At 52.5% G+C, this 21911-nt stretch carries 14 protein-coding genes; 8 read left to right on the forward strand and 6 right to left on the reverse strand.

From position 1 onward, the window contains the following. Positions 1 to 12 precede the first annotated feature (12 nt). Complete coding sequence (hydA, locus tag LH23_RS17125) at positions 13 to 1419, forward strand: dihydropyrimidinase (protein WP_039293743.1); 1407 nt, start codon at positions 13 to 15, stop codon at positions 1417 to 1419. Between the two features lie 12 nt (positions 1420 to 1431). Continuing rightward, on the forward strand, positions 1432 to 2364 hold the full coding sequence (gene arcC, locus LH23_RS17130; protein WP_039293746.1) for a carbamate kinase: 933 nt from the start codon (positions 1432 to 1434) through the stop codon (positions 2362 to 2364). Positions 2365 to 2421: 57 nt separating this feature from the next. Here the strand turns inward: arcC and yqeB are convergent, their stop codons facing one another. Together yqeB and yqeC are read right to left on the reverse strand one after the other, a co-directional pair. Continuing rightward, a complete protein-coding gene (gene yqeB / locus LH23_RS17135; RefSeq protein ID WP_039293749.1) occupies positions 2422 to 4047 on the reverse strand; it encodes a selenium-dependent molybdenum cofactor biosynthesis protein YqeB in 1626 nt (541 codons plus the stop codon). A gap of 42 nt (positions 4048 to 4089) precedes the next feature. Then, positions 4090 to 4848, reverse strand: coding sequence for a selenium cofactor biosynthesis protein YqeC (yqeC, locus tag LH23_RS23575; RefSeq protein ID WP_071842741.1), 759 nt, complete (start codon positions 4846 to 4848; stop codon positions 4090 to 4092). Positions 4849 to 4882: 34 nt separating this feature from the next. Between yqeC and LH23_RS17140 the strand changes: the two genes are divergently transcribed. The 3 genes from LH23_RS17140 to ssnA all read left to right on the forward strand — a co-directional run bounded on the left by LH23_RS17140 (position 4883) and on the right by ssnA (position 10140). Further along, positions 4883 to 5470 (forward strand): NTP transferase domain-containing protein, encoded by a 588-nt coding sequence (locus LH23_RS17140; protein WP_039293751.1) that lies wholly within the window; start codon positions 4883 to 4885, stop codon positions 5468 to 5470. Between the two features lie 246 nt (positions 5471 to 5716). Continuing rightward, positions 5717 to 8809 carry a putative selenate reductase subunit YgfK gene (gene ygfK / locus LH23_RS17145; protein ID WP_039293754.1) on the forward strand — a complete coding sequence of 1031 codons (3093 nt, stop codon included), beginning with the start codon at positions 5717 to 5719 and terminating at the stop codon, positions 8807 to 8809. Positions 8810 to 8811: 2 nt separating this feature from the next. After that, positions 8812 to 10140, forward strand: a complete 1329-nt coding sequence (ssnA, locus tag LH23_RS17150; RefSeq protein WP_197062523.1) for a putative aminohydrolase SsnA — start codon at positions 8812 to 8814, stop codon at positions 10138 to 10140. A 74-nt stretch (positions 10141 to 10214) separates the two neighbouring features. Here the strand turns inward: ssnA and LH23_RS17155 are convergent, their stop codons facing one another. Together LH23_RS17155 and ygfT are read right to left on the reverse strand one after the other, a co-directional pair. Continuing rightward, on the reverse strand, positions 10215 to 10694 hold the full coding sequence (locus LH23_RS17155) for a 4Fe-4S dicluster domain-containing protein (RefSeq protein WP_039293760.1): 480 nt from the start codon (positions 10692 to 10694) through the stop codon (positions 10215 to 10217). Beyond that, positions 10691 to 12631: a formate-dependent uric acid utilization protein YgfT gene (gene ygfT, locus LH23_RS17160; RefSeq protein ID WP_039293763.1), complete on the reverse strand. Its 1941-nt coding sequence runs from the start codon at positions 12629 to 12631 to the stop codon at positions 10691 to 10693. The genes LH23_RS17155 and ygfT overlap by 4 nt, the downstream gene beginning before the upstream one ends. Before the next feature lie 471 nt (positions 12632 to 13102). Here ygfT and LH23_RS17165 point away from each other — a divergent pair, with 471 nt between their 5' ends. After that, positions 13103 to 14575 (forward strand): nucleobase:cation symporter-2 family protein, encoded by a 1473-nt coding sequence (locus LH23_RS17165; RefSeq protein WP_039293767.1) that lies wholly within the window; start codon positions 13103 to 13105, stop codon positions 14573 to 14575. Positions 14576 to 14716: 141 nt separating this feature from the next. After that, the gene (fdhF, locus tag LH23_RS17175) at positions 14717 to 16864 is read left to right on the forward strand and encodes a formate dehydrogenase subunit alpha (RefSeq protein ID WP_081946119.1); all 2148 of its coding nucleotides are present in this window, start codon (positions 14717 to 14719) and stop codon (positions 16862 to 16864) included. Between the two features lie 65 nt (positions 16865 to 16929). Here the strand turns inward: fdhF and LH23_RS17180 are convergent, their stop codons facing one another. Both LH23_RS17180 and LH23_RS17185 read right to left on the reverse strand, forming a co-directional pair. Next, a complete protein-coding gene (locus tag LH23_RS17180; RefSeq protein WP_039293779.1) occupies positions 16930 to 17388 on the reverse strand; it encodes a (2Fe-2S)-binding protein in 459 nt (152 codons plus the stop codon). Positions 17389 to 17431: 43 nt separating this feature from the next. Continuing rightward, entirely contained in the window at positions 17432 to 20638 is a 3207-nt protein-coding gene (locus tag LH23_RS17185; protein ID WP_039293783.1) for a molybdopterin cofactor-binding domain-containing protein, read from the reverse strand. Between the two features lie 356 nt (positions 20639 to 20994). On the opposite strand from LH23_RS17185, the gene LH23_RS17190 reads away from it, so the two are divergent. Then, positions 20995 to 21654, forward strand: coding sequence for a DUF1345 domain-containing protein (locus LH23_RS17190; protein WP_039293786.1), 660 nt, complete (start codon positions 20995 to 20997; stop codon positions 21652 to 21654). Positions 21655 to 21911 lie beyond the last annotated feature (257 nt).

Genomic DNA, 21911 nt, shown 5'->3' on the forward strand with positions numbered 1-21911 from the left:
CTGGAGTTCTCTATGCGCGTATTGATTAAAAACGGCATTGTGATCAACGCTGACGGCCAGGCGAAACAGGACTTACTCATTGAGAACGGCCTGGTCAGCCAGCTTGCCGATGACATAACCCCGGAGCAGCCCTGCGAAATTATCGATGCCAGCGGGTGTTATGTGATGCCCGGTGGGGTTGATGTTCACACTCACTTTAATATTGATACCGGGCTGGCCCGCAGCTGCGACGACTTTTTTACCGGAACTCGCGCAGCGGCCTGCGGTGGTACAACCACTATCGTTGACCATATGGGCTTTGGTCCGGTGGGGTGTCGGTTACGCCACCAACTTGAAACCTACCATGGTTACGCCGCCTACAAAGCGGTTATCGATTACAGCTTTCACGGCGTCATTCAGCATATTAACCACGCCATCCTCGATGAAATTCCAATGATGGTTGAGGCAGGGATCAGCAGTTTCAAGCTTTATCTCACCTATCAATACAAACTCAACGATGACGAAGTGCTTCAGGCGTTAAGTCATCTGCATCGTGCAGGGGCGCTGACTACCGTTCACCCTGAAAATGACGCGGCAATAGCCCGCAGACGCGCTGAGTTTTTGGCCGCGGGTAATACTGCCCCCCGCTATCATGCCCTCAGCCGTCCGCTAGAATGTGAAGCGGAAGCCATCGCCCGAATGATCAACCTCGCCCAGCTTGCGGGTAACGCACCACTGTATATCGTGCATCTCTCTAATGGACTGGGGCTGGAATACCTGCGTCTTGCCCGTTCGCGCCACCAGCCAGTGTGGGTAGAAACCTGCCCGCAGTACCTTCTGCTGGATGAGCGCTGCTACGAACGAGAAGATGCGCTGAAGTATCTGCTCAGCCCACCTCTGCGTAATGCCAGCAATAACGATGCGCTGTGGTGTGGCATTACGGATGGTCAAATTGACGTACTGGCAACTGACCACTGCGCGTTTTCAATGGCACAGCGGCTGTATCTTTCCGGCGGTGATTTTAGCCGCTGCCCCAATGGCCTGCCCGGGGTAGAAAACCGTCTACTGCTGCTGTTCTCGCACGGCGTGATGACCGGACGAATAACGCCTGAGCATTTTGTCGCGCTCACCAGCGCCAACCCGGCAAAACTGTTTGGCCTGTGGCCGCAAAAAGGGCGGCTTGCTCCCGGAGCCGATGGCGATGTGGTGATTATCGATCCGCGTCGAACCACAACCATTCGCCACGAAATGCTGCACGACAACGCAGACTATTCACCCTGGGAAGGATTTGTCTGCCAGGGCTCTATTCGCCAGACCTTGTCCCACGGTCGGGTTATTTTCAATAACGGTAGCTTCACCGGCACAGCGGGTCAGGGGCGTTTTCTGCGCCGGGCCCCCTTTTCTACCGCCCATTTATCGATGAGCGGCAATGCATCCTAAAGTGAGGAATCCATGAGTAAAAGAATTGTACTTGCCCTCGGCGGCAATGCCTTAGGCGAGGATCTGGCCGGGCAAATGCAGGCAGTAAAACAAACATCACAGGCCATCGTTGATCTGATTGCTCAAGGGCATCAGGTGGTCGTGACTCACGGTAATGGGCCGCAGGTTGGGATGATTAACCTGGCCTTCGAAGCGGCCGCCAAAACCGATGCACATACACCAATGCTGCCAATGTCGGTCTGCGTGGCGCTGAGCCAGGGCTACATTGGCTACGATCTCCAAAACGCGCTGCGTGAAGAGCTGCTCTCGCGCAATATGCATATCCCAGTGGCAACGCTGATTACCCAGGTTGAGGTGGATGCCAATGATCCGGCGTTCAGCAACCCAACTAAACCTATCGGTTCATTTTTCAACAAGGAAGAAGCCGACCAGCTTTCCCTAAAGGGTTATGTGCTCAAAGAAGATGCTGGACGAGGCTATCGTCGCGTCGTTGCTTCGCCAAAACCGATTGATATCATTGAAAAAGAAACAGTTAAAGCCATGATGGATGCCTGCCACGTAGTGATTACCGCCGGCGGTGGTGGGATCCCGGTGATCCGCGAAGGTAACCATCTGCGCGGGGCAAGCGCGGTTATCGATAAAGATTGGGCCAGCGCCAAACTCGCGGCAATGATTGATGCCGATATGCTGATAATTCTTACCGCGGTAGAAAAAGTGGCTATCAATTTTGGCCAGCCGAACGAACAGTGGCTGGATAACCTGTCGCTGAGCGATGCAGAGCAGTTTATTGCTGAAGGGCATTTCGCCAAAGGTTCAATGCTGCCGAAGGTGGAAGCCGCCGCTTCCTTTGCTCGCTCACGTCCAGGCCGTAAGGCGCTGATCACCGTATTGAGCAAAGCAAAAGAAGGTATTGAAGGTAAAACCGGGACTGTTATTCAGGGATAAGTTAACTTATCTGGCCAACTATTGTCGTATCATATTGGCCAGATAACCAAAGCCATATCAGGCAACCGTCAGTAACGCTTTTTTCTCTTTCACGCTCCGATTCATTAAGGTCATCAACGCTTCCAGTACGCCGCCGCCAATCGCACGTGCTTTATCCGATACGCTGGTGTAATCCGCTTTCTCACCCCGCGGGTCTATATCTCCGATCTTAAAGCCGGTATCCACCACCAGCCCATCGTTCAATAACCCGCGAACCATACCACTCAAGGGGGCAAGGATATCCACATCGCCAACGAGAGCAATCACCTCACCTTCACTGACAATATCCCCGAGCTGTACCCGGTTACGCATTACGCCAGCGGCCGGAGAGCGAATTACCCGCCTTGAGGTGTGGCCCATGATATTACCCGGTACACCAGTATTTTCTTGCGCCCGGCCCTCATAAATCACCTGCCCCAGCCAATGGCCGCGATTGGTTTCAATCACCGCATGGCAGTCCTGCCCGGCGTTAAACCCTGGACCAAGTGCGATAACTGCCGGAGCCAGTCCCAGGTGCGTACCGAGATTTTCTTTCGCCAGGATGGCATCCACCACGCAGCCTGGCTGCAGCTCATCAAGAGATTCGCACAGTGGGTCAATCAGCACTGGAATCACACCATTCTCAGCAATACGTAACGCTTCCTGGACAGTGGAGACACGTCTGGCATTTACCCCTTCAACCGTCACTTCATCGTCAAATATCGCCTGAGCAAACGCAACGGTACGGCGGATAACCGTAGGTTTTTCAACTTCCAGCATGATGACCTTAAAGCCCGCGTGCCATAGCCGCAGGGCCACGCCGGTGGCGATGTCTCCGGCACCACGGATCACCACTCTCAGCGGTCGTGACGGCGTTTCCGTGCACATCATCAATCCACCAGGAGCCTTATTTTTAACCTGTAAGATTTCGGCCAGCACACTAATAGCAATCTCATTCGGCGTTTCTGCGCCAATGTTATAGCCCACCGGGGCATGTAACCGGGCAATCTTTTCTTCCATCACGCCGTTATCCCGCAACTGGCGGAGAAAAACCTGCACTTTACGGCGGCTAGCCAACAGCCCCAGCCAGGCGCTTGGCAGTTCAATCAGCCTGTCTAATGCTTCCCGGTCTTTATTATTGGTCGCTATCAGCACAAAGTTGTCCGGGCGAATCGCCAGTTTCTCTATCGTGCCACTGAAGGTGTCCGCATGCAGTAGCTGTGTTAGCGGTGGAAAAAAGGCAGGATTAAGGCTTTCCGGGTAGATATCCGCTACCGAAATTTCAAATCCCAACTGCGCCGCGCTATGGGCGACAGCACGATTGACATGCCCAGCGCCAATCAGCACCAGCCGTGGGCGAAGGCCGTGTACACTGATGTATACCGACATCGCACCGCCACAGTCAGAACCCACCGCATTGTTGCCGTTTCGCGCCATCCGACCATGAAACATTCTTGCCGCTTTTTCATTAATTGCTTCAAGCGCTTCATCAATGACTCTTCGCTCCACCATGCCACCGCCGATGGTGCCCAGGATACTGCCATCATCGAGGACCAGCATTTGAGCGGAATGCCGCGGCGTGGACCCTCTGCTGTCTACAATCTGAGCCAAAGCAAAGGGGCGGTTTTGTTCTTCCAGTTTTGCAGCTTCTGAGAAAATATTCATAACAACCTCAAATGGATATCCTTTCATTACCCCGAAATGGAGTCACTTTCTCTCTCGTCTGCGCGTAATTGCCTGTCTCTCCTGGACCGAACCGGCCCAGATCACATCCACCGCACCACCGGTCAATAGCTCACCTTCCTGTAAATTCTCATTTTGAGAAAGTTGATTAAGCAGCCAGATACGTCGACAACCCGGTGGCGTCCCTTTGAACACGCCCTGGGGGTGCTGAACCAGTCGATGCAATATGGGCCAATTCAGCCTTTCACCCTCGCCGGAGCCGGTTATGCGGGAAAAAAACGGCCAGCGATGGACTGTCGCTGGCCCAAGAGCTTTTCCGAGCATGTCAGCGCCCGTTATAGCAACTACGCAACAACAGGATAATGGAATGCAAGGTTCATGCTCATTTGGGGCTTTTATGGCAAAACCGTGAGCACCGTCAGCTTCTACCAGCACAACGTCGACATTACCCGCCGCCAGCAAGGCATCAAGCTGCGCGGGCGTGAAACCTTTGACCTTGCCCACGCTCGGTAACCAGGCTGAGAAACAAGCTTGGAGAGGGCTTTGCCATACCTCTGCGGGTAAAGCCCGGGGATCTCGACAGAAGGTCACCGGAAGGTGTCGCGGCAGGAACATATGTGTGGTGGTTGTCAGCAACACTCGCCGCCCCGCCTGCTGAAATACCCTCGCCAGCCATAATAAAGTACTGGTTTTCCCTCCCGCCCCAACGGCAGAAATTAGCAGCGGGCTTGCGGTGACGTTTAAATCACAAAACAATGCATCTATGTGGGGTATATTTTCCATTGTGTTTTGACGACTCCATAATGTTGAAGGATATATGAAACAAGTCGACTGTATTATTCCCGCCGCAGGTCTTTCTTCGCGCATGGGCCAATGGAAAATGATGTTACCCTGGCGCATGAGCACAATACTTGACGCAAGCATTAAAAATGCTCAGCAATTTTGTTCGAATATCATTCTGGTGACCGGTTATCGCCATGAAGAACTTGAGGCTCGATATTTTCGAGAATCCGGCATTACCCTTGTTCATAATCCAGATTATCAACAAGGGTTATTCTCATCGGTATCTGTGGGCGTAAATAAGGCTACTGCGGATTATTGTTTTATTAGTCACGGAGATTTGCCCTGTCTGCATCGGGAGATATTCGAATCCTTGTGGGAACAACGCATTAATGGCGTATTATTACCTCAATATCAGGGGACGCCTGGCCACCCTATTCTGGCGAAACGCGACGTCTTGCAGCAATGTTTACAACAGCATAGCGGGCAGTCAGTTCGCCAGGCCTTGCTCGCCCACAAGCATAAAATACTAGCCCTGGATTACCCTGAAATGATTTTTGATGTCGACACGCCAGACGATTTTAGTCGCCTGCAGCTTTATCAAAAGAACCCGAGACCTCAGTAAAATTATCATATTGATAGATAAGTATTGTTTTTGATAAATAGAGAAAATTACTTTTATTGAGTGATTTTAATTCTCATCACCGCCCCCTGTCCTTACTCACAAATTCGGGGAAAATAAGGATCTTACTCACATTTTTTCACTGTCCCTTTCCGATTAAAAATATTTGGTGTGATTGTTGCTCTTCCTCTCCCTAGCCGCCGGTTCTCCGGCTTATTCGATTTCACAGGTCAGTCTAAGGAGAGGATTATGGGCGATATCATGCGTCCCGTTCCGTTTGAGGAATTATTGACGCGTATTTTTGATGAATACCACAATCACCGGTCTATCTTCGGTATTCCCGAGCAACAGTTTTATTCGCCAGCAGCACAACAGCACCTGAGCGTTTTTGGCGAGCCGTGTGTCACGCCCGTCGGCCCTGCTGCCGGGCCGCATACTCAGCTGGCGCAAAACATTATTACCTCCTGGCTGACCGGCGGGCGGTTTATTGAGTTGAAAACGGTTCAAATCCTCGACCGTCTGGAACTGGAAAAGCCCTGTATTGATGCGGAAGATGAATGTTTCAACACCGAATGGTCGACAGAATTTACATTGCTGAAAGCATGGGATGAATATCTGAAAGCCTGGTTTATTCTTCATCTGCTGGAAAAAGTGCTGCCGTTAACGCCGGTGAAAGAAGGTAAATCGTTTATTTTCAATATGAGCGTCGGCTACAACCTGGACGGGATTAAACAGCCCCCGATGCAGCAATTTATCGATAACATGATGAATGCGGCGGGTCATCCTAAGTTTGCACAATACCGTGAAACGCTCCATCACTGGCTACACGATACCAGCGTTCGTATCCGCTATCCTGATGCTGAACTGGAGACATTAAGCCAGTCTATTCCGGCAGAGATGGTTCACGGCGTTACGTTGTCGACCATGCATGGCTGCCCGCCGGACGAAATAGAAGCCATTTGCCGCTATATGCTGGAAGAAAAACAGCTGAATACCTTTGTGAAGCTCAACCCAACGCTGCTGGGCTATTCGCGCGTACGTGAAATTCTCGATACCTGCGGCTTTGATTATATAGGCCTTAATGAAGCATCGTTTGAACACGATCTGAAGATTGACCAGGCGCTGGAGATGCTGCAGCGCCTGATGCAGCTGGCGAAAACGAAGAACCTTGGCTTCGGCGTGAAGCTGACCAACACGCTGGGCACGGTTAACAATAAAGGCGCGCTGCCGGGTGACGAAATGTATATGTCCGGGCGCGCACTGTTTCCGTTGTCAATCAACGTCGCCGCCCTGCTATCCCGTGAGTTTGAGGGCAAACTGCCTATTTCCTATTCCGGCGGGGCGAGCCAGCTTAACATCCGCGAAATATTCGAAACGGGTATTCGACCGATCACAATGGCAACGGATCTGCTTAAACCGGGTGGTTATCTGCGCCTAAGTGAGTGTATGCGCGAGCTGGAACAGTCCGATGGCTGGAATATGACTCAGGTTGATGTTTCTCGGCTGGACGCGCTGGCAGAGAAAGCCGTCAGCATGGCGTATACCCAGAAGCAGTGGAAACCTGACGACCGGATTGATGTCGGCGAAAAACTGCCGATGACCGACTGTTATGTCGCCCCCTGTGTTACGGCCTGCGCCATCAAACAGGATATCCCGGAATACATTCGCCTGATGGGTGAACAGCGCTATGCCGATGCCCTGGAGCTTATCTATCAACGTAACGCGCTGCCAGCGATCACCGGCCATATTTGCGATCATCAGTGTCAATACAACTGCACCCGACTTGACTACGACAGCGCGCTGAACATCCGCGAGCTAAAAAAAATCGCTCTCGAAAAAGGCTGGGATGAATACCAGCAGCGCTGGCATAAGCCCGCGGGCTCCGGGACGTTGCACCCGGTTGCGGTGATTGGGGCGGGCCCGGCTGGGCTCGCTGCGGGGTATTTCCTTGCTCGTTCAGGTTACAGTGTCACGTTATTTGAACGAAAAGCCAATGCCGGTGGTGTGGTGCGTAATATCATTCCGCAGTTCCGCATTCCCGGCGAGCTTATCCAGCAGGATATTGATTTTGTTGTGAATCACGGGGTTAACATCGTTTACGGGTGTGACCCATGCCTGACCGTCGAAAAGCTTCAACAACAGGGTTTCCGCTACGTGCTGGTTGGCACCGGAACGGATAAAAACAGCGGCGTTCAACTGCGGGGGGATAACCGGAATGTGCATAAATCGCTTCAGTTCCTGCGTGAGTTTAATCGCGGAGATAATCTCCAGCTCGGTAAACATATCGCTGTTGTTGGCGCCGGAAATACTGCAATGGACTGTGCCCGCGCGGCGCTGCGCGTACCAGGCGTAGAAAAAGCAACCGTGATTTATCGCCGTTCTCAGCAAGAAATGCCCGCCTGGCGCGAAGAGTACGAAGAAGCGCTACATGAGGGTGTGGAGTTCCGGTTCCTGAATAATCCGGAACAGTTCGATGCCGACGGCACGCTGACCCTGCGCGTGATGGCTTTGGGTGAAATGGACGACAAAGGTCGCCGTCGTCCGGTAGAAACCGAAGAAACCTGTACCCTGCAGGTAGATACGTTGATTACCGCCATAGGTGAACAGCAGAACGCCAAAGCGCTTGCTGCGATGGGCATTCCACTGGATGAACACGGTTGGCCAGACGTTAACGCCGACGGTGAAACGCCTGATTCTGGCGTGTTCCTGATCGGCGACGTCCAGCGCGGCCCTTCTTCCATCGTTTCTGCCATCGGCAATGCCCGGCGCGCTACTGACATCATACTGGCCCGGGAAAACATTCGCAGCCATCACGGTGAAAAACGCTGGAATAATGTCGATCCTTCCGAGGTTTATCGCCGTAAAGGCACCATCGTCGTTGCTCAAGTGGATAAAGATGACCGCGATGCCTTTGTTGCCCAGGAAGCCTCACGCTGCCTGGAATGTAATTATGTCTGCAGCAAATGTGTCGACGTTTGCCCGAATCGGGCCAACGTTTCTATCGCCGTACCTGGTTTCCAGAGCAGGTATCAAACGCTACACCTTGATGCTTACTGCAACGAATGCGGTAACTGCGCCCAGTTCTGTCCATGGCAAGGCAAGCCCTACAAAGACAAAATTACCGTTTTTAGCCTGCCCCAGGACTTCAGCCACAGCAGCAATCCTGGATTCCTGGTGGAGGGCAACCGGGTGCATATTCGCCTGAACGACCGGACATGGCTGTTAACGATAAATGAACGCGGTGAGTTCACCCGGATCCCGCCGCAGTTGGATGAGATGTGCCGCATCATCAGCCATATCCACCGTCACCATCATTACCTGCTGGGAGTCGTTGAAGCATGAATATCTTAATTCTGAAAAACGCCACAGCCGCACAGATATATCCGGCGATGGTGCGCGAAAATATCGATATCGCCATTGAAAACGATGAAATTATCGCGGTTGGGAGCAACCTGCGTAGTACATTTCCACAGGCCAATATTAAAGACATGCAGGGTCGTTTAGTCATGCCGGGAATGGTCTGCGCCCATAACCACTTCTATTCAGGGTTATCGCGCGGCATTCAGGCAAATATCGCCCCCAGCCCGGACTTTATCTCGACACTGAAAAACCTGTGGTGGCGGTTGGATCGTGCGTTAGATGAGGAGTCGCTGTACTACAGCGGGCTAATTTGCTCCCTGGAAGCGATTCGTAGCGGCTGTACCGCGGTGATCGACCATCACGCATCACCCGGCTATATTGCCGGGTCGCTCAGCCAATTGCGCAATGCCTTTATGAAGGTAGGTTTGCGCGGCATGACCTGCTTTGAAACCACTGACCGCAATTGTGGCCAGCAAGAGTTGCGGGCTGGCGTGGAGGAGAACATTCGGTTTGCAAACGAAATTGACCAGGCGCGGGAAGCTGGACGTGAGCCTTATCTGGTCGAAGCGCATATCGGCGCACATGCGCCGTTCACCCTCAGCAATGACGGATTGTCGATGCTTGGTGAAGCCATGAAAGCAACCGGCCGCGGGCTACATATTCACGCGGCGGAAGACAGCTATGACGTTTCTCACGGTCACCATCATTACGGCAAAGATTTGCTGGTTCGGCTGGCAGAATACGACCTGCTTAACAACAAAACGCTGGTCGCGCACGGTCTTTATCTCTCTGATGCCGATATCGCTCTACTGAATGATTGTGATGGTTTCCTGGTGCATAACGCCCGTTCTAATATGAACAATCATGTGGGCTATAACCATAAACTTAGTGCTTACCGCAATCTGGCATTGGGTACGGACGGTATTGGTTCAGACATGTTTGAGGAGATGAAATTTGCCTTCTTCAAGCATCGTGATGCCGGCGGCCCTCTGTGGCCAGACAGTTTTGGCCGCGCCCTCAGCAACGGTAACACTCTGCTCAGTCGCAACTTCAACGCCAAATTTGGCCTCATTGAGGCGGGTTACAAGGCCGACCTGACGATAAGCGATTATCTGCCACCGACGCCGCTACTTGCAGACAACATCGCCGGGCATATTGCCTTTGGCATGGGATCAAACCATGTCCACAGCGTGATGGTCAACGGTGTAATGGTGTATGAAGACCGGCAGTTCACGTTCGACTGCGCACCTGTTTTTGCTGAAGCACAAAAGGTAGCAACGAAAATGTGGCAGCGAATGGATTCACTCCCTTGATTAAGCCTTCTTTACCCGGTGCCTAAAGTACCGGGTCATTCGCCCGGAACAGAGATTGTTCCGGGCATAACTTATTAACGAAGAAACAGACCCGCGGTGGCGCGCTCGCGCTGCTTTTGCATTTCCCTCAGTTGCTGCTCACTTATCTTACGCAATGCCGTCGTCGGGCAAACATCAATACACGCCGGGCCAAGCTCGCGGCCCTTGCACAGATCGCACTTGACTATAGTTGCCTTCTTTTGTTGAGAATCCACGTCCACGGTAATTGCCCCGAACGGACACGCCACCACACAGTTTTGGCAGCCAATACAGCGGGAAGCATCGGCTTCGACACGCTCACTTCCCATCGTTAACGCCGTTACCGGGCAGGCACTTACACAGGGGGCATTTTCACATTGATGGCACATCACCGGCACACTCAAGGTGTCAAGGCGGAGCACTTTCAGGCGCGGCTGAAACGCCGCCTCCTCAGTAATGTGCTCCAGTGCGCAGGCAATCTCACAGGTTCGGCAGCCAATGCAGGATGCCGAATCCGCCAGGATAAAACTGGTCATACGCCCTCCTTGCATTTAAACATGTCCAGTATTTCACTGGCCGCCTGCCGGCCGGCAACCATTGCCGTGACCACGAGGTCCGCGCCGTGTACCGCATCGCCACCAGCATAGATTTTGTCATTGCTGGTTTGCGTTGTGCCTCGCCCTCTACCGCCTGTGCAGATTTGCCCCCAGCGGTCGAGCTGCACACCGTAACCACGGAGCCAAGGCATATCATGCGCCTGAAAACCGAATGCCATAATGAGAACGTCGGCAGGCAGTTCAAAGTCGGAGCCCGCAACAGGTCGAGGACGACGACGGCCATCAGGTCCCGGTTCGCCCATCTCGGTGCGGATCATGCCGATCGCCATTACCTTGCCTTTACGATCGCGCTTGATGTACTGAGGCTGCACGTTAAACTGGAACTCGACACCTTCTTCCCTGGCGTTAATGACCTCTTTTTTCGAGCCTGGCATGCTCAGCTCATCGCGGCGGTAGGCGCAGGTGACGCTCGCCGCCCCACGACGTATTGCGGTACGCAGGCAGTCCATTGCCGTATCACCGCCGCCAAGCACCACAATGTGTTTATCTTTAATATTAACCATTGGGTATTCCGCGCTCTCGTCCAGCCCCATCACTTCGCGAGTACTGGCAATCAGGAAAGGCAATGCCTGGATTACGCCAGGAGCGTCCTCACCCTCCAGCCCTGCCGCCATAAGGCCGTAAGTCCCTACACCAAGGAATACTGCATCATAATTCTCCATCAGATCGTTAAACTGTATATCACGCCCTACTTCATGATTAAGGTGAAAACGGATGCCCATTTCACTGAAAATGCTACGCCTGACGCTCAGAATTCCTTTGTCCAGTTTGAACGGTGGAATACCGAAAGTGAGTAATCCGCCAATTTCCGGGTGTTTGTCAAAGACATCAACCTGAACTCCAGCGCGAGCCAAAATATCAGCACATCCCAGCCCGGCAGGACCAGCACCGACAATTGCCACACGTTCTTTACGCGGCACGATGTCACTTATCTTAGGTCGCCAGCCTGACGCCAGCGCAGTGTCGGTGATATAGCGTTCCAGGTTGCCAATGGCCACCGAGCCGCCTTCTTTTTTTAGCGTGCACGCACCTTCACACAAACGATCCTGCGGGCACACACGACCACAGATTTCCGGCAACGAGCTGCTTTGATGGCACAATTCAGCGGCTTCGATAATCTTCCCTTCTTTCACGAGGCGGATGAAGTCAGGAATGTGGTTATGCAGAGGACATGTCCAGTTACACCATGCTTTTTGTGCACAGTGCAGGCAGCGCTCACTTTCGTACTCGGCATCGCAGTTGCCAAGCCCGAAGTAGATCTCTTCGAAATGCGTTTTGCGGATACCTGCTTCTACCTTTTTTGCTCCAACGCGAGGTGGCTTGCTGATAAATGCATCCCGGCGACTGGGCTGGCGAGTTAGCACCGTCTGCCCTTGTACACTCCGGATTTGTCGCTGACGGCGCAGGCCTTCTAACCCGGTATCATCCATCAGGCGTAGCGCTTGTGTTGGGCAAACGCTGACGCAGGCAGGTTTTCCTGTTGGATGCTCACTGCACAAGTCACATTTTTGTGCCAGCTGCGGGGCGCTGTCATCGGCAGAAACCATCTCAATGGCGCCAAAGGGACAGACGATCGCACAACTCTTACAGCCAATGCATTTCTCTTGCTTTAATTGAATGCTGTTATTAGCAAAATAGAGTGCATCTGTTGGGCAAGATGCGACACATGGCGCATCGTCACAGTGATGGCAGGTTGCCGCATTGCTCTCTTTACGGTGGAAAACAACGTGGATCCGCGGCTGAAAATCCGTACGCTTCAACGGCCAGCTGTCCTGATGGTGAGCGGTAACGCAGGCAACCTCGCAGGCATGGCAGCCAATACAGCTTGTGGCATCGGCAACAATAAATCTGTTCATTTGCTTCCCTTTTATTATTCAATAAATACATCAAGGGATGCGATGCAATATTCAGACGCATTTGTTGTTTTTAAGGAGAATGGATTTATTTTTGAGAGATCCGTCAATAAAATAATTAACAACATTAAAATCAGCACATTGAGATTCACCTGGCCACTTTAAATTATCGCCACGATATTCGCTCACTACCAATATGAGAGATAAATTATCTCAATGTGATATTCCACGCTGCACCTGTATTTATCCCTCGTCGCCAGCCCCGCTTTTATAGCTCATCTGCCGTGATTTAATTCACAAATATATTCATCTCAGGCCAAAGCACACATTTTTGGCACAGCTTACGCATAGATAACGCCGTGTGCGCAACTTGCTGGTGGCAACATCAGCTCAGGGAGGCATCTGCCTTCGAATCGTAACTTCCTCTCCGCCTCTACGAACGAGAGCCGAAGTCGTACAGGAGATAATTACTTCATGAAAGACTCTGCCATTCCTGCCTCAAACACTGCGGCATCAACCGCGCCGGTCGATGAGGTTCTGCCTATTACGCAAATGATTCTCTACGGCCTGCAGCATGTATTGGTGATGTACGCCGGTGCCGTAGCTGTTCCGCTAGTGGTCGGTAACGCCGTCGGTTTACCTGCTGAACATATTATCTTGCTGATAAGCGCGGACCTGTTTATCTGTGGTGCGGCGACCATCGTGCAATCTTTGGGTATTCGCCCCTGGCTGGGCTGCCGATTACCATTAATTCAGGGCTGCACCTTCGCAGCGTTAATCCCTATGGTGTTGATCGGCAAAGAGTACGGCATCGGTACTATTTCAGGCTCGGTTATCGTCTCCGGGATCTTTATTTTATTCTGCGCGCCGTGGATAAGCCGCCTGATTCGGTTCTTTCCCAAAGTCGTCATGGGTGGCATAGTCACCCTGATTGGCCTGTCTATTATGCCTGTTGCTGGCGGGTGGATTGGCGGCGGCAGCAGCGAAATGGATGGGTTTGGCGATATGTTTTCATTGCTGATGGCCGCTATCACGCTGGTTATCATTCTTAACCTCTACACCTTCGCTACCGGCGTTGTAAAAAATACCGCAGTGCTCGTTGGGCTTGTTATCGGCACAATTTTGTGGAGTTTTTTTAAGCCGCTAGATTTCCACCTGGTTAACGCCACCCCCTGGATGCACTTTCCGCAGTTGATGCAGTTCGCGCGCCCGGAATTCCATATTGTGCCGGTTGCTCTGCTGTCGATGGTTATGGTGGTGGTCATGGTTGAAACCATGTCTTCCATTATGGCAACCGGCGATATCGTCGGTAAAAAAGTGGACTCTGGCATGCTGCGAAACGGCCTTAATACCTGTGGCTTAGCCACCACGATCTGCGGTTTCTTTAACCTCTTCCCTTATGCAGCCTTTGCCCAGAACGTTGGCCTTATCGGCTTGACCGGCGTACGTAGCCGCTTTGTGGTATCGGTCTCTGGCGCGATTCTCATCTTAATGGGCGTATTTTCCAAACTGGCGGCGCTGGTGGTGCTAATCCCTAAGCCCGTGCTGGGGGGCGCAGGGATAGTGATGTTCGGGATGGTCGCGGTCTCCGGCATTCGTACCCTCGGTCAGGTCAACTATAGAAATAACAACAATGGGATGGTCGTGGCCTTAACGCTAGCTCTCGGTATGATGCCGGTGCTAGTCCCTAACCTGTTTACCCAGTTCCCCCCAATGATGCAGCTGTTTTTACACAGCGGGATAACTATCGGTACGTTGACCGCCATTGTTGCCAACCTGACGCTCAACGGCAGCGTACCTCTACGTGTTTCTCACGATGCCCCGGAACCCGATCCAGCACCGCCTAGCGCCGCTGCACGCAATATGGCCGTACGTACCGTGCGTATGTGGTTACTGCTGCGCAAAGTGCAGAAGGAACAACAGCTGCAGCAAAGCACGGAGAAATAATGGAAGACAAAATCTTACTCGCCCTGCTGGCACTTGCGCTGATGACAATCCCCGCCGTTCAGCAGGCTATCGCCTTTGGCATCAGCAGTCGTTTTAGCTTTGGGCTGCTGTTTTAGATTCACCGTTAACTGGAGGGCCATGATGAAAAAAGTGACCACCGTTTGCCCATACTGTGCCGCCGGCTGCAAACTACGGCTGGTGGTTGAGAATGGGAGGATCGTTCGCGCTGAGGCGGCGATGGGCAAAAATAATCAGGGCACGCTGTGCCTGAAAGGCTATTACGGCTGGGATTTTGTTCACGATACCCGCATTTTGACGCCGCGCCTGCAAACGCCAATGATCCGCCGCCACCGGGGCGCCAAGCTGGAGTCCGTGTCCTGGGATGAGGCGCTTAATTATGTTGCTACACGCCTCAGCGAAATCAAAGAAAAGTATGGTCCCGATGCTATCCAGACCACCGGTTCCTCTCGAGGCACCGGCAATGAAACCAATTATGTGATGCAAAAGTTCGCCCGCGCGGTGATCGGTACCAATAACGTTGATTGCTGCGCGCGCGTCTGACACGGCCCTTCGGTTGCAGGTCTGCACCAGTCGGTCGGTAACGGCGCAATGAGCAATGCCATCACTGAGATTGATAACAGCGATTTAGTGTTTATTTTCGGCTATAACCCGGCAGATTCACACCCTATCGTGGCAAATCACGTCCTGAACGCTAAACGCAACGGCGCGAAGATTATTGTCTGCGACCCCCGGCGAATTGAAACCGCCCGTATTGCTGACATGCATTTGGCGCTGAAAAACGGCTCTAACATTGCGCTGCTTAATGCACTTGGCAACGTCATTATTGCCGAGGCTCTCTACGACAACGCGTTTATTGCCCGACGCTCTGAAGGTTTTGACGAATATCGCAAAATCGTGGCTGGCTATACGCCGGAATCTGTTGAAGCTATTACCGGCATCAGCGCACAAGATATTCGCACCTGCGCACGGCTATACGCCACGGCTAAGTCCGCCACCATTCTATGGGGAATGGGAGTGACCCAGTTTTATCAAGGGGTTGAAACCGTAAGGTCGCTGACAAGCCTTGCCATCTTAACCGGCAACCTCGGTAAACCTGGCGTGGGCGTTAACCCTGTGCGAGGGCAAAATAACGTTCAGGGTGCCTGCGATATGGGCGCACTGCCTGATACTTTTCCTGGCTATCAGTTCGTTAAGGTTCCGGAAAACAGAGCGAAATTTGCCAAAGCCTGGGGGGTAGAAAACCTACCCGCACATACGGGCTATCGCATCAGTGAACTGCCACACCGCGCTGAACACGGCGAAGTGCGTGCGGCTTATATTATGGGAGAAGATCCACTGCAAACCGATGCCGAACTTTCGGCAGTGCGCAAGGCGTTTGAAACGCTGGAGCTGGTCATCGTGCAGGATATTTTCATGACCAAAACGGCAGCAGCGGCCGATGTTATTCTGCCCTCCACCTCCTGGGGAGAGCATGAAGGTGTCTACACTGCGGCAGACAGAGGTTTTCAGCGCTTCTTTAAGGCGGTGGAACCCGAGTGGGATCTCAAAACCGACTGGCAGATTATCAGTGAAATTGCCACCCGGATGGGCTACCCGATGCACTACAACTGCACCCAGGAAATCTGGGATGAGTTACGGCATCTGTGCCCGGACTTCTACGGAGCTACCTACGAAAAAATGGGTGAGCTTGGCTATCTGCAGTGGCCATGCCGTGATGTGTCGGATAAGGACCAAGGCACGTCGTATCTGTTTAAAGAGACATTTTCGACCCCAAACGGCCTGGCGCAATTCTTTACCTGCGACTGGGTTGCGCCCATCGATAAACTCAGCGACGAGTTTCCGATGGTGCTTTCAACGGTGCGTGAAGTCGGCCACTACTCTTGCCGTTCTATGACAGGCAACTGTTCTGCGCTGTCGACGCTGGCCGATGAGCCTGGGTATGCGCAAATCAACACTCTCGATGCCGCACGGCTGGGCATTGCTGATGAAGCGCTAGTGTGGGTGAACTCCCGCAAGGGGAGAATTATCACTCGTGCGAAGGTCAGTGAACGGCCCAATAAAGGTGCAATTTACATGACATACCAATGGTGGATTGGTGCCTGTAATGAGCTGGTAACCGAGAATCTTAGTCCGATTACCAAAACGCCGGAATACAAGTATTGTGCGGTTCGCGTTGAGCCGATTGCTGACCAGCAGGCCGCCGAGCAGTATGTCGTAGATGAGTATCGCAAATTGAAGGCACGGCTGCGGGAAAGTGCGATGGGCTAGCGAGGAATGTCTTATAGTTTTTGAGTGGGCCGGGCGATGTGATAACGTCCGGCTTTTTACTTAGTTCAGGATTTTAACGCGTGGTGAATGGAGTCGAGAATAGGCTGGTAGCCGGTACAGCGGCAGATATTGCCTTCCAGCACATCTTTAAGCTGTTCATCGCTTGGCTGCGGCTCTTTTTCCAGCAGCGCGGTAGTACTAACCAGTACACCAGGCGTGCAAAAACCGCACTGCACACCGCCTTTTTGAATAAACGCATCCTGTAATTTTTGCGTAACCGGATTATCGTTCAGACCTTCAAGAGTGGTGATCTCTGCCTCATCGCATTGTTCTGCCAGCACCAGGCAGGAACAGACCGCGTTACCGTCCATGATGACCGTGCAAGCACCACACTCCCCAATGGAGCACCCCTCTTTCGTGGCGCTCAGATGCAAAGTGTTACGCACCAAATCCAGCAGGCGCATGTTGCCTTCTACTTTGGCTTCGACCAGTTTACCGTTGACCTTTACTTTGATTGTGCTCATAGCTCTATCCTATACAGGGCACGTTTGCGCCCCGTCCTCATGGTTATTCTTCAGACGCTTGCGCCATCATGTCGCGGAACATGCTGATAAATACCGGCTGCTTATAGGCCGCAGACCAGCGTTTGCCGATCGCGGCATAAATCAGTTTGTCGAGTACCTCGCAGGCGCTGTCGATAGATGTCTGGTTCAGCCGTTGGCCCAGTAAACAACGTTCAACATCTAGCAAACGCTGAGGCTTGCTGAACAGCGCGCCGTCAACCAGTCGGCAGTAGCTCACCGTGCCGTCGTCGGCAAACTCCAGCAGGGCTGTCAGGCTTTGGCGAGTGATATTCAGGGCGTTTCGGCGGCCCAACTGATGGTAAAAACCTTTAGCGCCAGGTTTTGTCGGCAAAGGAAGGATAAGGCGGGTTAATAGCTCATCCGGCTCACGCTGCGTTTTGTAACCCGAGATCAGAAATTCGCCCAGCGACATACGGCGAACACCGCGATGAGACTGCAGTTCAATACTGCCGTCGTAGAGGATGGCCGGAGGGATGGAATCCCCACACGGCGCGGCGTTGACGATATTACCGCCGATGGTTGCCCGGTTACGAATTTGGTGTGACCCTACCGTGTGGCAAGCCTGTACCAACAGCGGATAGCGTTCGCGAAGCAGCGGATGTTCGGTAATGCGGTTGAACGTTACCGCCGCACCAATCGAAATCTCGTGCGTTTGTGCATCTTCGGTCACCTGCCTCAGCTCGCTGAGGCGCGAAATATCCACCAGCTTCATCGCTCGGGTTTGCATCCGTCCTTGCACAATCACGTCCGTGCCACCGGCAATAGCCGTGACGCCGTCACTTTTTAGCAGCTCCAGCGCCTCAGTTAACGTTTTAGGCCGCGTCACTGTGACATCCGTCAGACGTAATACCTGTTTTTTATTCTCAGGCTCGATCATCAATTCGCTCTGACGAGCCGGTTTTTTCAGGTTATACCCCAGGATCACCTGTTCCAGGGTTAACGGCAGCTTGTTGAAACGCGTTCCCAGCGCAAAGCTCACCGCGTTATTGATGGCCGCAGCGACTAACTCGGTGGCCGGCTCGCCTATCCCTTTCGCACCCAGCGGACCAGCTTTGTCTGGATTTTCGACGCCAATAACGGTAATTGGGGGAATATCTTTGATCGTTGGCAGCAGGTAGCTGTCAAAGTTCTCAGACTTCACCTGCCCGTGCTCAATGTTGAAATCCTCTAACAGCGCATAGCCAAAGCCCTGTGCCACACCGCCACAGACCTGCCCTTCAAACCCAACCGGATTCAGGACCTGCCCGACATCATGAGCGGCAGTAACGTGCAGTAAATCAGTTTTACCGGTGCTGATATTCACCCGAACCTCGGCCACCTGGCAGCCGTAAACCCAGGTAAAGTATGGGCTACCGCAGCCTTTTTCTTCATCCCAGTGAATGGGTGGCGGCACAAACCAACCGTATTCGGTCAGGCTCACGCTGGCCCACTTCGTTTTATTAACCGCAGATTTGAAGTCAATCCGTTGGCTGTTATCTCGTTTATTGAGAATAAAACCGCCCTGCCACAGGGTATCCTCAAGATGCGTTGCGCCGATGCTCTCACCGACAACGCTGAGAATGCGCTGTTTGATTTTCTCGGCAGCGTCAATAATCGCTCCACCGCCAACCATTGTTCCGCGCGTTGCCGCCGTGGAGCCACCATCCCCGATGACCGAGGTTGGCGGCTCCATAAAATGAAACTCACTCATCTCGATGCCAAACGCTTCGGCGGCAATCATCGTCATGGTGGTTTGCAGCCCTTGGCCGTTTTCCGATACCGATGTCGAAAGGTTTACGCTGCCGTCCTCATTGACCTGAATCAGCGCCGTTGAGGTATCAACCCCTTCAGCACCAATCGAACAACCGCGATAACTTAATGCCAGACCGATGCCGTAGCGGTAGACACCGCCCTTTTCGTTTAGAGCCTGATAATGTTTTCGCTTCGCCATAAACTCGGACGAAGCAGTGGCCTTCTCCAACACTTCATGCGCGGAAACCGTATGTTGGTCAAACACCTGGCCGGTAATCGACGCATCGCCTTGGCGTAACGCGTTAATTTCACGCACCTCGACAGGTGAAATTTTCAGGTACTCGGCAATTTCATCCATTAATGATTCGTGAGCGTAAACCACCTGTGGGGAACCAAAACCGCGCATCGCGGAGGTGTAGCTGTTGTTGGTGTACACCGCCGTGACGTCGATATGTACATTCGGGATGGCGTATGGCCCTGCGGCCTGCACTGACGAACGCCAGGTGACAAACGGTGACGATGCGGCATAGCCACCGCTATCGGCCAGAATATCAACTTTGATGGCATTGATACGACCGGTGTCGTCCAGCCCGACCTTATATTTCATTTTATACGGATGGCGTTTGCAGCTTTCGATAATTGACTGCTCGCGCGTGTAGGTAAATTTCACCGGTTTCCCGGTCAGACGCGTCAGCAGCGCTGAACGGCAGGCCAGATGGTCAATAACATCATCTTTGCCACCGAACGAGCCTCCCATAACGGCACGTTTTACGTTGATCAGGCTTTGCGGACAGCCCATGAACTTAGCGACAAAACCGCGAACGCGGTGCGGATTCTGCACCGATCCAGAAATAATCAGGCTGCCGTCGGTCGGGTCAAGCCAGGTCAGCACCACCTCAGGTTCAATATAAGCATGTTCCTGAAAGCCCACTTCATACTCGCGTTCGAGTATATGACTGGACTGCGCGAAGCCTTTTTCAACGTCTCCTTTGAGGGTGTGATGATGCGCGGCAATATTATCGCTGCGCTCCGGGTGAATGCAGCGAGCGTCTGGTGCAAGCGCAGCTTCAACATCGGTTAATGGCGCGTAGGGCGTATAGCGTACGTGGATTTTGTCGGCCGCCGCACAGGCCGCTTCATAGGTTGTGGCGGCAACCACGGCAATGACATCGCCGTGAAAGACCACTTCATCCTTAATAATTGGCAGGTAATCTTTAACGATAACGCCAACAACCGGCGTGCCGGGAATATCCTGCCAGGTGGCAATTTTGACCACGCCTTCAACCGCCAGCGCTTCACTCAAGTCGAGCTGCTCTATTTTTCCCGCCGGAATATCGGCATAACGACAGACGCCATACAACATATCCGGCAGCGTAATATCATCGCCGTAGATGGCCGTTCCTTTGACCTTTGCCAATCCATCCACGCGTCCTGGCGACGCTGAACGCAAAGCACACATAACGTTCCCCTTATTATCAAATCAGTCAGTCACTCACGGGAGAAACCCATCGTGCTAACGAATCCAATATTTGTGCCAATAATCAATGAGGTGGTGGTCGATGTGTTTTTTTGTGACCAGGCGTGAGAAAAACGACACTCGTTGAACGGGATATGTTGCTCAAGAGACAACTTAGGATCGTTTTTTAGCCTTACGCTGCTGAGATTCTCAAAGTAATAATTACGGATTATCAAAATAATAATGCGCAGATTGATGCGGTTACCCGCATTGCGAATTGATTATCTGCGTGAAGCACGCCCGTAGTTTTTCCCTCGTCTACAGTTAAGTTAACCAGTCCTCGTCGAATAAATCACCCTATGAGATTTGCGCTAAAAACCCATCTGTTCGCCCGCCTTCGGCTATTGATTTCAGTGGCTGCAGGCGTCATTTGTTATTTCGCCCTTCCCGCCCAGCTTGGTACCCTGCAAAGGCTGCTGATCGGCTGGAACGTTTTGGCCTGGCTTTACCTGATCTTTATCTGGTTTCGCATGCTGCGAACGGCAGCCAGCGACATCCCGCGAATAGCCAGAGTTCAGGACCAAAGTGCCGCGCTCGTGTTAAGCCTGCTTATCTTTGCCTGCATGGCAAGCCTTGTGGCTATCATGAGCGAACTGCCATCATTGCGCTCGCTTTCGGGAACGCCACTTGCGCTGCATATTGTTCTGACGGTAATGACGCTGATCGTCTCCTGGACTTTGTTGCCCAGTGCTTTCGCGATGCACTACGCACATCAACATTACTTGCACCGCAGCAAAGAGATCACTCCAATGATCTTTCCTGATAAACCAAGCGATCCAGATTATTGGGATTTCCTTTATTACGCTTTCACCATAGCCGTTGCCGCACAAACGGCCGATGTAGCCACCGGGACAACCGGCATGCGCAAAATAACCCTGCTGCAAGCGGTCATCTCGTTTATCTTCAATCTGGCAATTTTAGGACTTTCCGTTAACGTGGGAGCCGGGCTGTTGAGTTAAGCTTTTTGAGCAAGCAGACATTTCGTGAATGCCATACAAAACAGGCTATAATTTAACCAATATCGCCGCATGTAAAGGTGAAACACGATGCCTAATCCCTTCGATGCCTGCATGTCTATCGCCCTGATCTTAGGCGCATTACATGAAATGGGATTGATTCCCTGGTAGTGTGATGTCTGGAAATTGACAGCTGGATAAATCTCATTAAGGTGAGAGACGTACATAACGCTGTGCTTAGCGGAGCAGCGTCCTACTTC

Source organism: Cedecea neteri, from assembly GCF_000758305.1.
In the GTDB taxonomy this organism is placed as follows: Bacteria; Pseudomonadota; Gammaproteobacteria; order Enterobacterales; family Enterobacteriaceae; genus Cedecea; species Cedecea neteri_C.